Origin of the sequence: Pseudomonas sp. FP603 (assembly GCF_030687415.1) — a bacterium.
In the GTDB taxonomy this organism is placed as follows: domain Bacteria; phylum Pseudomonadota; class Gammaproteobacteria; order Pseudomonadales; family Pseudomonadaceae; genus Aquipseudomonas; species Aquipseudomonas wuhanensis.
The window spans coordinates 2,623,566-2,636,423 of the sequence record NZ_CP117431.1; the positions used below are offsets into that span (position 1 = coordinate 2,623,566).

General features: G+C 58.2%; 12 protein-coding genes. 8 read left to right on the plus strand and 4 right to left on the minus strand.

All coding sequences use genetic code 11. The features are described 5' to 3' along the window. The first annotated feature begins 310 nt into the window (after window positions 1–310). The gene (locus tag PSH65_RS12195; RefSeq protein ID WP_305426414.1) at window positions 311–1,039 is read left to right on the plus strand and encodes a hypothetical protein; all 729 of its coding nucleotides are present in this window, start codon (window positions 311–313) and stop codon (window positions 1,037–1,039) included. A 225-nt stretch (window positions 1,040–1,264) separates the two neighbouring features. Here the strand turns inward: PSH65_RS12195 and PSH65_RS12200 are convergent, their stop codons facing one another. Then, the gene (locus tag PSH65_RS12200) at window positions 1,265–1,633 is read right to left on the minus strand and encodes a hypothetical protein (RefSeq protein ID WP_305426415.1); all 369 of its coding nucleotides are present in this window, start codon (window positions 1,631–1,633) and stop codon (window positions 1,265–1,267) included. A 185-nt stretch (window positions 1,634–1,818) separates the two neighbouring features. Here PSH65_RS12200 and PSH65_RS12205 point away from each other — a divergent pair, with 185 nt between their 5' ends. Further along, window positions 1,819–2,184 (plus strand): SMI1/KNR4 family protein, encoded by a 366-nt coding sequence (locus PSH65_RS12205; protein ID WP_305426416.1) that lies wholly within the window; start codon window positions 1,819–1,821, stop codon window positions 2,182–2,184. A gap of 139 nt (window positions 2,185–2,323) precedes the next feature. Here PSH65_RS12205 and PSH65_RS12210 read toward each other — a convergent pair whose 3' ends face one another. Continuing rightward, a complete protein-coding gene (locus tag PSH65_RS12210; protein WP_305426979.1) occupies window positions 2,324–3,913 on the minus strand; it encodes a winged helix-turn-helix domain-containing protein in 1,590 nt (529 codons plus the stop codon). Window positions 3,914–4,154: 241 nt separating this feature from the next. Between PSH65_RS12210 and PSH65_RS12215 the strand changes: the two genes are divergently transcribed. The 4 genes from PSH65_RS12215 (at window position 4,155) to PSH65_RS12230 (ending at window position 8,152) form a co-directional block, all read left to right on the plus strand. Continuing rightward, window positions 4,155–4,907 (plus strand): SDR family oxidoreductase, encoded by a 753-nt coding sequence (locus PSH65_RS12215; protein ID WP_305426417.1) that lies wholly within the window; start codon window positions 4,155–4,157, stop codon window positions 4,905–4,907. Window positions 4,908–4,950: 43 nt separating this feature from the next. Continuing rightward, window positions 4,951–5,364: a cupin domain-containing protein gene (locus tag PSH65_RS12220; protein WP_305426418.1), complete on the plus strand. Its 414-nt coding sequence runs from the start codon at window positions 4,951–4,953 to the stop codon at window positions 5,362–5,364. Between the two features lie 98 nt (window positions 5,365–5,462). Further along, window positions 5,463–6,560: an HlyD family secretion protein gene (locus PSH65_RS12225; RefSeq protein WP_305426419.1), complete on the plus strand. Its 1,098-nt coding sequence runs from the start codon at window positions 5,463–5,465 to the stop codon at window positions 6,558–6,560. Continuing rightward, entirely contained in the window at window positions 6,557–8,152 is a 1,596-nt protein-coding gene (locus tag PSH65_RS12230) for a DHA2 family efflux MFS transporter permease subunit (RefSeq protein WP_305426420.1), read from the plus strand. The genes PSH65_RS12225 and PSH65_RS12230 overlap by 4 nt, the downstream gene beginning before the upstream one ends. Before the next feature lie 55 nt (window positions 8,153–8,207). Here PSH65_RS12230 and PSH65_RS12235 read toward each other — a convergent pair whose 3' ends face one another. Beyond that, window positions 8,208–9,218, minus strand: a complete 1,011-nt coding sequence (locus PSH65_RS12235; RefSeq protein ID WP_305426421.1) for an aldo/keto reductase — start codon at window positions 9,216–9,218, stop codon at window positions 8,208–8,210. A 92-nt stretch (window positions 9,219–9,310) separates the two neighbouring features. Between PSH65_RS12235 and PSH65_RS12240 the strand changes: the two genes are divergently transcribed. Further along, window positions 9,311–10,213, plus strand: coding sequence for a LysR family transcriptional regulator (locus PSH65_RS12240; protein ID WP_305426422.1), 903 nt, complete (start codon window positions 9,311–9,313; stop codon window positions 10,211–10,213). A gap of 114 nt (window positions 10,214–10,327) precedes the next feature. Here PSH65_RS12240 and PSH65_RS12245 read toward each other — a convergent pair whose 3' ends face one another. Then, window positions 10,328–11,044, minus strand: coding sequence for a class I SAM-dependent methyltransferase (locus PSH65_RS12245; RefSeq protein WP_305426423.1), 717 nt, complete (start codon window positions 11,042–11,044; stop codon window positions 10,328–10,330). 405 nt (window positions 11,045–11,449) lie between these two features. Between PSH65_RS12245 and PSH65_RS12250 the strand changes: the two genes are divergently transcribed. Next, window positions 11,450–12,817 carry a tetratricopeptide repeat protein gene (locus PSH65_RS12250; protein ID WP_305426424.1) on the plus strand — a complete coding sequence of 456 codons (1,368 nt, stop codon included), beginning with the start codon at window positions 11,450–11,452 and terminating at the stop codon, window positions 12,815–12,817. The last annotated feature ends 41 nt before the right edge of the window (window positions 12,818–12,858 follow it).

Consider the following 12,858-nt stretch of genomic DNA (forward strand, 5'->3'; position numbering starts at 1 on the left):
GGATGACGGCTATGGGCCGATTTCTACCTGTCGCCACCGTCAGCTTTGGGTCGACAGCCCACCTTCACGACAGGCAGAAATCGGTCAATGGGTACTTGTCTTGAACGGCTGCAATGGGTCGATTGCAGCCCTTCGTGACTGGCAGCGATCGGCCAAAAGCAGCCTCTTTGGCTCGCCCGCGCGCGGCCGTAAACACGTCAGTGCAATCAAGAATGGGACGAAGCAAACTGCGCTCCTAGCTCAGGGCGAATTTTAATGTATTTAAAAAATAGATCCGCCACCTGTTACTAAACAATTAAGGAACGAGGAAATGGACAGCAAACGAGTGTGGGTAACGACTGGGCTTTCTATTCTTAGTGTGGCAACTGTAATTACAGCAACCCCTTGGATTCTAACATTTCGTGATAATGCGTGGAGCGAGAACCCTGCAAGCTGGGGTGTGTTTGGGGATTACATTGGGGGAACACTAGCCACCATCCTTGCGGCCTTTAGCTTTCTAGGACTTATGTATAACGTGTGGTTGCAAGGCCAAGCCATGCAGAGCGACAGAGAACTACGTGACGACGAAATTTACAACAAGCAGGCAATTACATGTTTGGAACGTGCATTTAACCGAGTTTACCGTGAAGGGAGCAGCATTCCGATACGGGATAGGACAGCATGGCTGGATTGTGCAAGGTTCCTGCTGTCTGCGGACAAACTGTACGACAAGATAAAGTCAGACGGGTTTAAAGTGATGTATGAAAGCGAACGAGAATACTGGCGATGGAAGTTCGCAGATTTATTTGAGCCTGTAGAGGATTTTGAAGTTTCACAACAACCATCATACTTTGACGGTCCTATCCCAGATGAAAAGATTGATCATAGTTCTATCTACGTAATCTATAGCTTTTCGACGTGGCAGAAAGATCAGCCGGACATTTTGGAGAAGGTTATGAGCGATGGCGGAGACTTGAACATGGTTAGCAAAAAATATAGAGGGGCTAGGGAATTTTTGAGTAGGTCCGCCAGGTTTCAGCAGCGAGTTATAGAGAGATGAAGTGCAACTATTACATTCGGAACTTCTGAAGATCCCTGCATCAGCCAGGGCATTTTCGCAAATTGACCTGATCGCATCTTCACTAGATGCTCGGGCAGCTTTGGGGCGAAAGCGGTCGCTCGTGAGCGGCTGCTTCTGGCCGTTTTTTGCCTGTCGCAAGGACGCCAACCGACCCAAAACAGTCATCTGAACCGCATTGATCGACAGGAATGCCATCCACCAATCTTAAAATCGGGATGGTGGCTCGTTTCCGGCTTTGAGCTGCAAAAAGACCTGATCCGGATCTGCCTGGCACCAGTATCTGAACAGAAGGCGAGGCTCGGTATTTCCGAAATATTGATCCACGATGCTCTCGGGGGGCGTGGTGAGTTTAGGTTCTGGCCATTGCTGCGCTAAAACACCTATTGGTTTGCCAGACGAACAAATAATCCAGGTTGCCTTGCCTCCATTGATACCAGGTAGGTAGCCCATACCTTGTATCACTTTGATTAAGGCACGCAGGGTTGCTGATGGATCGAGTGTGATCGACGTCGCATGGCTTTCCAAATCATCCCCCGCATGAACGCTATCTCGATCAATGGCAACTTCCAACATGACTGCTCCTTTTTAGCGCTGTGCTGTCACTAGATCGACCAGCGTAGAGAACATCAGCGGCTACCTGTCTACAGTCTGCAATTGGCCGATTGCCGTCTGTGGCGATGGGCAGCAACCCAAGCGGACATCTACACTCTCTGATTGAATAAGCTATCGCCCACTGCACGATACTCGGACTTGAACGAATGACAGACAATCCTTTTCGTATTCCAACAGATGCTGAAATTGCTGACGCAGAGAGCAGGCTCAATTTTCGATTTCCCGATCAATATATCCGGTTCCTGAAAGGTGGCAGCGATGTCGCAAACGCCGCATTTGAACCTGCGGTGATTTTGGGGGAATGCATCCATCTAGATATCTTTGCAATTACCGAAACCGCCTGGGCCCAGGGTGTGCCCCGGGATTGGTTGCCTTTCATTGAAGATAACAGCGACTACTTCTGCATATCGGAGGCTGGTGTTGTTCGATACTGGTCACACAACGGAAGTACAGACGAAAGTTGGCCAACCTTTGCCGCCTGGTTCGAACAGGTCTGCATAGCCCTTGAGTAGTGTCTGTACGAGATCTGCAATCCATACCCAGCGTCCGCGTCTGGCCGATTACTGCCTGTCGCGAGAGGCAGCTTGGGGAGGTAACAGTCCTTCGCGACCGGCAGGTCTTAGCAACCAACCCCACATCACCGAACCACACTCACTCCGGCAACCCAGCCAGCCGCAACCCATCAGCAAACCGCTTAAAATCCTCAGAACGCTGGATCGGCAACCAGTCCTTCAGATTAGAAACACGCAAAGACGGATCCAGCTCGTGCAAACGCTGCATCGCCTGCTTCGCTTTGTCCATGCGTCCGCTGAGCGCATGACTGGCCGCGATCAGGGCAACTGATGCCAGGAGGCAGGGCAGGTTCCTCAGCGCCTTTTCCGCCCAGTCAGAAGCGGGATCGAAGCGCCCGGCGAAGAAGTGCGCGAGCGCCATCCCGACCTGCATCCTGAACATTTCCGGATCCAGCGGACTCAAGCGCACGGCATGGGTCAAATCCTTGATGGCGGCATCTGCTTCACCGCGCAGTGCGCGCAGGATTCCGCCCAGGAACCAGGCGGGGGCGAGGTTGGGGTTGAGCAGGCGTGCCCGGTCGAGCAGGGCAATGCCGCCATCGACGTCGCCGGCGAGGTGGGCAAGTGCATGTCCGCCTCGCGTCAGTGCCACCGCATCATCCCGGCCGAGTTCTACCGCCAAACGCGCAAGTCGTGCGCCCTCGGCGATTTCTTGAGGCCGATCGGTCATCCAGCCATTCAACTTGCGCCAGAAGTGGCACCAGGCGGCCATGCCATAGGCCGATGCAAATTCCGGATCGAGCTCGATGGCCTTGTAGAACAACGGCAGCGCTTGCTCGATGGCTTCGCGGGTGCCGTTGTGCAGTTTCGCCATGCCGCGCAGGTAATAGTCGTATGCGTCCAGGCTTTCCGTTGGTTTGCGCTTGGCGCGCTCGATTTCTGCCCGTTCCAGCTGCGGTGCTATGGCGCCGACGACGCTTTCGGCGATTTGATCCTGCAGCTCGAAGATGTCGTGGAGCATTCCTTCGAAGCGCTCCGCCCAGATATGCGTTCCGGTGGTCGCGTCGATCAGCTGCCCGGTGATGCGTATCTTGTTCCCGGACTTGCGCACGCTACCTTCCAGCACGTAGCGCACGCCGAGCGTCTGGCCGACGCCCTGTACGTCCACGTCCCGACCCTTGTAGGTGAAGCTTGAATTGCGCGCGATGACGAACAGCCAGCGGATTCGCGACAGGGCGGCGATGATGTCCTCCACCATGCCGTCGGCGAAATACTCCTGCTCTGGATCGCCGCTCAGGTTCTGGAAGGGCAGGACCGTAATGGAGGGTTTGTCCGGCAGGACGAGCGTGGGCGCAGGCGTTTGCTTCAGGTCCTCGGGCATGGGTTCTTCGATGTCAGGCTGTCGCGTTTCGCCGACCTCATCCACCGTGATTTCGCCGACGAAGCGGTATCCCTTACGGGGGATCGTGCGCACCAGGCGCTGCTCCTCGCCGGTATCGCCGATGGCCTTGCGCACCGCATTGATGTGGCTGGTGATGGTCGATTCCGAGACGATCCGACCGCTCCACACTGCCTTGAGCAGGTCGTCCTTGCTGACGACGCGATCGCGGTTGCTGACGAGTTGCAGCAATAGGTCGAAGACCTGCGGCCCGACAGCCACCACTTGCCCGCGCAAGGTCAGTTCCCGGCGCTCTTGATCGAGCACGTAGTCTTCAAACACGAATGGCAAGGTGAGAATCCCCTGGTCGAGCGCCCCCGACTCCGTGTCCGAGCTGGCGATGGGTAAGTGGTATCGATAATACGGCAGCGCCCGCGGCAAGGGATACCCGTCGAATAGCTGTTTTTCTGGACGAAAAACCAAGCTTCCTTGAAGGCAAACTCAAGGCCGGTACAAGGACGTCCCTGACGCGCGCTGGCACTCTCAATCTACATCGACGGCAATGGTTGCAGTCGAGAAACGGAGAGAAACCATGAAGATCGTCGTCATTGGAGGCACCGGCCTCATCGGATCGAAACTTGTGCAGAACCTCCGCGAGCGCGGCCATGACGTGCTCGCAGCCGCCCCCAGCACGGGCGTGAATAGCATCACCCGCGAGGGCCTGGCCCAAGCGATGGATGGCGCCGATATCGTCGTCGACGTGGCGAACGCGCCTTCGTGGGAAGACCAGGCCGTTCTCGATTTCTTCGAAACGTCGAGCCGTAACCTGCTGGCTGCCGAGGCGGCCGCTGGGGTTCGCCATCACGTTGCCCTGTCGATCGTCGGCAGTGAACGGCTTCCCGAGAATGGCTATTTCCGGGCCAAAGTCGCGCAGGAAAACCTGATCAAGGCGTCCGGCATTCCTTACACCATTCTGCGTGCCACGCAGTTCTTCGAGTTTGTCGGCGGCATTGCGCAGGCGGCCACCGTCGGTGAGGAGGTTTGCGTGTCGCCGGCATTGATCCAGCCGATGGCGTCCGACGACGTGGTGGCGGCGCTCGCCGAGGTCACGCTGGCAGCGCCGGTGAATGGCACGGTCGAAGTCGCCGGTCCCGAGGCCATGCCACTCGACGAACTGGTCAGGCGCTTCCTGCGGGCCACTCAGGACACGCGCAAGGTCGTGCCGGATGTGCACGCGCGCTACTTCGGCTCGGTGCTCGACGATCAATCGCTGACCCCCGGCAAGAACCCGCGCCTGGGCGCGATCCGCTTCGAGGGCTGGCTCGGTCAGTCGACGGCTCGGTAACGGGCCGCGCGCTCACACCACCTACACACCAAGGAGCATTGCCATGTTTACCCGATATCTCTTGGCCGCTGCCTTCGCAGCGCTGTCGATCAGCGCAGCGTCGGCCGCCGAACCGCCCGCAGGCAAAGTGTCGGTCGTATTCGACCGGCCCATTCCCAACCTCCCCGGCAAGAGCATGAAGGGCGTGCTGGTCGAGTACGGGCCGGGCGCCGCGTCGCCGTCCCACACCCATCCGAAAACGGCCTTCATTTATGCCACGGTCCTGGAGGGCTCGTTTCGCATCAAAGTCAAAGGCGAGCCGGAAAAGATCTACAACGTCGGCGAAAACTTCGTAGAGGAGCCGGGCTCCGTGCACGAAGTCAGCGCCAACGCCAGCGACACGAAACCCGCACGCCTGCTGGCGGTGTTCGTCCTCGACAGCAACGAAAAGGAGCTCGTTACACCTATTAAAAAGTGAGCCGATCAACGTGCTCATCGACGCTCGACAGCCGGGCGGCAGGTCACTGCCGTCCTGTGGCTGCTGCGGATCCTTGGCATTGAACAGGAAACAAGAACATGAACTCGCTTCAGGACAAGGCCGCCATTGCCACCGGCGCAAGCGTCGAGATCCCTGTCGTGGTGGCGCGGCAAAGCAAGAGAAAGATGATCGGCATCCTGTTGTGCATCGGTGCCGTGGTGGTCTTGGTTGGCGGATGGGCCATGGCGTTTTCGAGCGGTTCGACCTCCACTGATAACGCTTATGTGCGCGGCGACCTCACCTCGCTCGCTGCCAAAGTTGCCGGCTATGTCACGGCGGTAGAAGTGGAGGACAACCAGACCGTTCGGGCGGGTGACGTCCTGTTCCGGATTGATGATCGGGACTATCGCGCACGGCTCGCGCAGGCAGTGGCCAATGTCAGCGCTGCCGAGGCGCGCCTGACCCACGTCGATGCCGAAACCCAGCTTCAGCGTGCCCTGATTCGACAGGCCGAAGCCCAGCGACGCTCGGCCTCCGCCGAGATGAATCTGGCGACCAAGACCCATGATCGCAGCCAAAAACTTATCGTCAGCAACGCGGTCAGCCAGGCCCTCGTCGATGAAACCGGCACGGCACGCTCCAGAGCCGAGGCGACGGTATCGGCCGCTTCGGCAACGGTCGAGGCTCAACAGCAACGCATCACCGTCCTTGTGGCCCAGCGAGAAGCTGCCGTTGCTGCTGTGGCGCAGGCGCAGGCCGCGCGCGATCTGGCCCAGATCGATCTCGACAGCACCGTGGTACGCGCGCCTGTTGATGGCGTTATCGGTAACCGTCAGGTCCGCGTCGGCCGGTTCGTTACGCCGGGTGTTTCGTTGCTCGATATCGTGCCGGTCAATGATGTGTGGGTCGTGGCGAACTTCAAGGAAACCCAGCTCGAACATATCCGCCCCGGTCAGCGCGTGCGCATCACGGTCGACGGCTATCCCGACGGGGCACTTGAAGGCGTGGTCGACAGCTTTGCGCCGGGTAGCGGGTCGGCGTTCAGCTTGCTCCCCACAGACAACGCGACAGGGAACTTTGTGCGTGTTGTGCAGCGGGTTCCGGTAAAGATCCGCCTTGCCCATAACCCGCTGCCGGGTCGTATCGTCCCTGGCCTGTCCGCGCGGGTCGAGGTTGCGCAAGGGGAGGGCTCATGAACACGGTTGCCAGGGCCACGCGCAGCAACGCCAGCGTTACGACCGGTGTTCTGCTCATGGCGGGCATCGTGCTTGCCACGCTGACGGAAGCGATCGCCAGCACCGTTCTGGCGCTCGGACGCAGCGACATCATCGGCGACACCTATGCAACGCCAGATGAGTTTGCCTGGTTGGATGTCGGCTACATCGCGTTCAAGCTGATCGGGTTCATGGCTGCCCCTTGGCTGCTGAAGCGTTTTAATCCGCGTCATGTGGTGATCAGCTCAACCTTGGTCATGGGCCTGGCGTGCGGCATTGCCGCCATCACCGCTCGGCTGGATCTGTTGGTTGCACTTCGGGTGATTCAGGGCTTCGCCGGCGGCACCCTGCTGGTCGGGGGGCAGGCGATCATCTTTCGCGCTTTTCCGCGGTCTTATCAGCCAATCCTCCAGGCCCTGTTTGCCATGGGTTCCGTTGTCGCGCCCGCGACGCTCGCCCCGGCGCTTCAAGGGTGGTTGATCGATAGCCAATCCTGGACATGGATCTTCTTCAGCGTTGTGCCGATTGCCTTGGCGGCTAGCGGACTGGTGCTGATCGCAGACGGCCCAATGCCCGCCAAGGTCCGGCACCGTCCGTTTGACTGGATCGGCTTCTCGCTGATCTCTGCCACCCTGTTGTGTTTCACCTACGTTCTCAGTCAGGGCAGCCGATGGGACTGGTTCGAGGAGCCTCGCATCCTGTGGCTAACCGTGATTGGCGCCGCCGCTCTGCTGGCACTTCTCGGCCAACAAGTGTTGGCCAAAGGGCAGGGGCTGCTCGACTTCACCCTGTTCAAAACGAGCGATTTTTCCTTCGCCTTTATCGTCAGTTTTGTCGCCGGCGCCGCCTTGTTCGGCAGCGCGTTCCTGATTCCGGCGTTCGCCCTGTCGGTCCTCGGGTTCACGCCTACCGATGCCGGTCAGCTGCTGTTGCCCAGTGGCGCGTTTTTTGTCGGCGCGCTGCTCATATCGGCCTGGCTCATGCAGGCCCGCCGCGTTGCGCCGTTCGCCACCGTGCCCTTTGGAATCCTGATGATCATGGTTGCGATGTGGATGCTGTCCGGTTCGACCAGCGAAAGCGGCGCGGACGACATGATGGCGGCTATCCTGTTGCGCGGGTTGGGCCTTGGCTTCCTGTTTCTATCGATCACGCTGATCGCCTTCAGCCACCTCAACAGCCGAAACCTCGCGAGTGGAATAGGCCTTTTCAATACGGGTCGCCAGTTAGGTGGCCTTATCGGTGTCGCAGGGCTCCAGACCCTGATTGACCATAACGTCGTCACCAATGCCGCGGTCCTCGGCGCCAATGTCACCCCTGGCGGGGCCGCGGTCATCGAACGAATGACGACCACGACAGCCATGCTGAGCGCGAAAGGAATGGAGGCAGTGGCCGCTGGCCGGGCAGCGACGAGCCTTCTGGGCCGGTTGGTGACAAGTCAGTCCACGGTGATTGCCTTCGACACCGCGTTCATCGCCGTGGCCCTGCTGTTTGTAATCGCTGCCCCCATTCTGGTCGGCATCAAGATCGGATTCGCGCGATACGAGAAAGTGCGTGCTTCGCGAGCAGTAGCGTGAGGCAGCCCACCTGCCAGCGATGGCAGGGAGGAGAGCACTCGGACCACCCAGGGTGTCAGGCGGCGGCGCCAGGAACATTTGTTCCCATGCCCGACGGCAGGAACGGTCGAATTTCGTCGATTTCCGCAGCGCTAAGGCGCAACGCCGAGGCTGCTATCAGACCGTCGACTTGTGCTGGGCGGCGGGCTCCGACAATGGCGCCCGTCACTACCGGTTGGCGAAGTACCCAGGCGATAGCGACCGCCGCAGCACTCACCCCGTGCCTTTCTCCAATGCGTGCCATAACGTCAACCAAAGTCAGGTTCGCACTCAAACGGGGCTCCTGGAAATCAGCACTTCGGGCCTTGCGCCAATCGTCTTCGGGCAGTTGCGAGATGCGTTCGCGCGTCATGCTGCCGGACAGTAGCCCCGATTGAAGTGTGGAATAGGCAAGGACACCCAACCCGGCCTGCTCACAGAATGGCAGGACGTCTTTCTCGATGTCCCGCATCAAGGCGGAATACGGCGGCTGGAGCGAAACGATCTCTGTCACCGCCTGCGCCCGCTTGAGTTGAGCGACATCGAAATTCGATACGCCGATAGCGCGAATTTTTCCTTGATCGCGCGCGGCTGCCAAAGCCGAAAGCGCCATTTCAATACCTTCACTGCTTGCGTCGGCAGGAAAGGCAGGCCAGTGGATCTGATACAGATCGATGGTCTCGACTTGGAGCCTGCGCAAGCTTGCGTCGATCTCGGCGAGCAACGATTGGGGGGCCAAGGAGTGCGAAATCTCCTTCGTGACCGGGTCCCAGACCAGGCTGCCTTTGGTGAACACCAAAGGACGCCGCGAGACCGGCACCCGACGCAGCAATTGCCCCACCAATTGCTCCGCATGGCCCAAGCCATAAACCGCAGCAGTATCAATCCAGTTCACGCCGCGTTCGACGGCATACTCAAGTGCGCCCAGGCTGTCTTTGTCATCCTGCGCTCCCCAACTGTACTCCCAACCTGTGCCAGCGATTGCCCACGTCCCCAGGCCAATAGGCGAAATCAGAAAATCCGATGATCCAAGACGATTCTTTTGCATAGCGACCTCTCCACAAATGATGTGAGAAGTATCCGGGAGAGATCTGATGGCGATAAGATGGGTAATCGTATTTGAACTACTGAACAAAATTCATGAGTAATCACCCCGATCTCTCTGAACTCGATGCCTTTGCCGCCGTCGCTCGCCATCGCAGCTTTCGCAAGGCCGCCGACGAACGTGGCGTTTCGGCTTCCGCGTTGAGTCACGCGATGCGAGCGTTGGAGGCACGCCTGGGTATCAGGTTGCTGAACCGAACCACTCGTAGCGTGACGCCGACCGAGGCAGGCCAACAGTTATTGGCGACGCTGGTCCCGACCCTGCATCAGGTTGCCGATGTGTTGGCGCAATTGACTTCGATGCAGGAAGTGCCCGCAGGCAAACTCCGCCTCAACGTGGCGCGCCCCGCGGCTCGTATCGTGTTGGCGAAAGTGCTCGCGCCCTTCGTGGCCAGGTATCCACGTATTCAGTTGGACCTGATCACCGACGATGGATTGACCGATATCGTGAACGGCGGATTTGACGCTGGAGTCCGCTTTGGTGAAAGCCTGGCCGGCGACATGATCGCAGTCCCTGTCGGCGCCCCTCAATCGTTCGTGACCGTTGCTGCGGATGCCTATCTGGCCGAAAAGGGGATCGCGCACGCCCCCCGCGACTTGCTCGAGCATGCGTGCATTGCCAGGCGTTTTCCAAGTGGAAAACTTTACGCTTGGGAGTATCAAGCAGGTGGTCAACCGATACGGTTATCCGTCACAGGCCCGCTCATTCTGGAAGACGATGCGCTGATGATCCAGGCGGCGAAAGATGGTGCTGGGATTGCCTATGTCTACGAAGCGCTGGCGCGCGACGAAATCCGCCACGGGCATCTCAGAGAAATACTCCAGGAATGGAAAGCACCGCCAAGCCGATTCTTTCTTTATTACCCCAGCCGGCGCCATGTGCCCCCGGCCTTGAACGCGCTGATCGAATTCATCAGAGCGGGTGACTTGCGAACCTGATTCAGAACCATCGCGACCGGCAGTCTCGATGACTGCTCCGGGTTGAATCCACAGTCGAAAGCAGCCCTTCGGGTCGAACAGCAATCGGCCAGAAGCAGCCACCCGCTTCCAGATTCAACCCGTTTTACACGTCAACCAGGCACTCCAGAACAGGCTGCTGAAGAAACGAGTAGCGCCTCCGAATCCGGCGTCATGCAACAGTTTTTGAACCGCCGCCTCGGAATGTGGTGGGTCGGCGCCTTGAAGGATTTTCCCAAGCTTGGCCTTCACTTCATCCGAGTTGGCTCCATGCTGCCGCCACCGTTGCCCCCAGGCAGCAAGCAGTAACGGCTGGCTGGCATAAGCATATTGATTCCCCGCGACAATCAACGGCGCCCCCGGCTTTAGATGAGCTCGAATGGATCTTAAAATTTCCCGCTTGGTATCATCGCCATCGAGATGATGGAGTACCCCGATCAAAGTGGCTGCGTCGTATGGCTCGTCTGCTGCCAGGTCTTCAACATGCCCAAGATGCATGGCCGTCCTTTCAAGCAAATTGTTTGCCTCTAACTGCTGCTTCGCTGCCTCCAGCATCGGCCCGGATGGGTCAACAGCAGTGAAGCGCCAACCCGGCTCAAGTTTGGCCATAGCAATAATTTCCTGTGCAGTACCGCCAGCGCCAACCACCAGTATTTTTGTCGAGCTTGAATTGCCGAGGCTTGCCGCCAGCATGCATGCAGTCAGGTCGTGGCAGGCGTCATATCCGGCTAGTGCGATACGGCTCTGTCGTCCGTACTCATTGGCTCGAGAGGTATCAAATTTTTCAGCAGCGTTGAGAGGGGATGAATTCAAGGCGGTTCTCCATGTCCTCACATCACGCTATGCCATACACAGTCATAATAAAAATTCATTAATTTTATATACTGCATTCCCATAAGGAATGTACGGCTCAAACAATCTCTCGCCTATTCAGACTGATTCCGCTTTGTAGCGACAGTCAGTTTCGGGGCGATGGCGGCCCTCACAACAGGCAACAGTCGTTCATGAAGGCGATACTGGGACGAGCGTTATGGCGAATGCTCCCAATATGAAGTGGGTTTGGCCGATTTCGGTCAGTCGTGACAGGCAGAAATCGGCCAGAAGCAGCCATTCACGTTTCGTCGGAAAAGTGTCTCTGAGCCAAATTCGGGGAGACAATCGAGAGCGATCTTCACATCTCGATCATTTATGCCCTTAGGGCGTGGTCAGGAGGAAGCCATGAGCAAACGCGACAAGCGTGGCAATCCTGTTTCCTATGGCTCGCAGGAGGCAATCGATGCTCTGGATAGAGCTTGCGACTTGCTGCATGCCTACCAGGCCGATCCTCTGGCTGCGGCTGACAAAATTATCGCGGAGCACCCGGATTTTGCGCTAGCCTACGCCTTTCGTGCTGGCGCGATTGCGACTGCGACCGACAAAGCGTTTGACTCAGAGCTGTTCAAGAGCTTGGACGTGGCAGAGCAGTTGGCACCGAAAGCGAATGATCGCGAGCGGCAGCATATCCATGCAGTACGCGCTTGGTTCGACGGCGACTGGGAGCGGGCAATCGAAATCTGGGGGCGTGTTTCGATCGAGCACCCCCGCGATCTGCTGGCACTGCAATACGCCCATTTGGGCGACTTCTATCTAGGTTACTCGCACATGCTACGTGATCGCGTGGCTCGTGTGATGTCGCGCTGGGATAACGACGTTCCTGGCTTTGGCTTTGTGAAAGGGATGTATGCCTTTGGCCTGGAAGAGGCAGGTGATTACCGGCAGGCCGAAGAGCAGGGTCGCGAGGCTGTTGCCTTGAACCCGCAGGATGGTTGGGCAGTACATGCCGTCACTCATGTCATGGAAATGCAGGGCCGTAGCGAAGAGGGGGCTAAGTACCTTTCATCCAGCGCCAATGCCTGGGCTCCCAATAGCATGTTTGCCTTCCATTTGTGGTGGCACAAAGCGCTATTCCTCCTTGAGGCAAATGACGTGGCTGGCGCGCTTCGTCTCTTTGATGAGGACATTTCAGCGGGTGGATTTGGTCAGGCGCTTGAGCTACTTGATGGATCAGCGCTGCTCTGGAGACTCTCCCTGCTCGGTCATGACGTTGGAGATCGGTGGAAAGGACTGGCCAAAAAATGGGAGTCCCGTTGTGAAGACGGCTTCTACGCCTTTAACGACGTGAACGCGATGATGTCATTCGTGGGTACTGGAAACAGTCGCGCACAAGCTCAGCAGTTGGATGCCCTGAAGCGGGCCGCTGCTGGCAGTGGTACCAAAGCCATGATGAGTAGAGAGATTGGTGTGCCAGCGTGCGAAGGGTTGGTGGCGTTTGGTCGTGGGGATTACGCCCAAGCTATAGCTTCGTTGATGCCGCTACGCGCCAAAGCTAACCGCTTCGGCGGTAGTCACGCGCAGCGTGATGTCTTCTCATGGACGCTGACCGAAGCAGCTATTCGCCTTGGCAATCGCGCACTTGCCGAGGCACTGGTTGCCGAGCGCCTTGCATTAAAGCCTGAGAGCCCGATCAACCGCGCCTGGAAAATGCGCGCTGGTCAATTACAGTCGCTGCCTGCGGGATACCGTCCACTACAGGACGACGCTTACTGATGACCGCTTCGGGTCGGAAGCTGTCCTCCTTCGCCACGCAG